The sequence below is a fragment of the Bartonella sp. AA81SXKL genome, from assembly GCF_042196945.1.
GTDB lineage: Bacteria > Pseudomonadota > Alphaproteobacteria > Rhizobiales > Rhizobiaceae > Bartonella.
In genome coordinates, this window is record NZ_JBHIRH010000291.1 from 1 (window position 1) to 660 (window position 660).

Genomic DNA, 660 nt, shown 5'->3' on the forward strand with positions numbered 1-660 from the left:
TGTGATAGGCGTTGAGCAATTTACCCACATTACTTTTATCTAAGCGTAGGGTGTGTTTTTCAACCGTAACATGAGGATTTATTGCGTTTATAGTGGCTTTAGCACTGTCAGTTTTACATTGGTTAATTGTGTTTGTTTTATGAATCACTTGGCGTTGTAAATTGGAGAGTGAAACGATGTCGTTATCAACAATTCCAAGGGTGCCAACGCCAGCAGCCGCCAAATATGTGAGAACAGGAGCACCAAGACCGCCTGCGCCAATAACCAGAACACGTGCAGCTTTGAGCTTTTGTTGTCCCACACCACCAATTTCAGGCAAAATGATGTGGCGTGCGTAGCGTTCGATTTCTTCATTGCTTAATTTTGTATTAGCTTCTTGTATCATAGGCTTTCTCTTGTCATAGTTCTTTTATAGTTTACTAAGTTTATGGCGCATAGACCAGTCCGCTTTCGGTTATAGGGAGGTTTTATTTATGAAGATTGCCATTCAAATGGATCATATTTCAACACTTCAAATTCAAGGTGATACGACATTTGCACTTGCTTTAGCAGCACAGGAACGTGGATACTCTCTTTTTCATTATACACCAGATCGTTTATCTATGCGCGATGGTTGTGTGATTGTAAAATTAGAAGCATTGACCGTACATGATAAAGAAG

At 40.0% G+C, this 660-nt stretch carries 1 protein-coding gene and 1 pseudogene; one reads left to right on the top strand and one right to left on the bottom strand.

Annotated elements, in window-relative coordinates; translation table 11 throughout:
- Nucleotides 1–385 (bottom strand): ThiF family adenylyltransferase (locus ACFINZ_RS11170; RefSeq protein WP_375701551.1); only part of this gene is annotated, 385 nt, incomplete at its 3' end.
- Between the two features lie 88 nt (nucleotides 386–473).
- Between ACFINZ_RS11170 and ACFINZ_RS11175 the strand changes: the two are divergent.
- Nucleotides 474–660 (top strand): annotated as a pseudogene (locus ACFINZ_RS11175) (glutathione synthase); the annotation flags it as partial.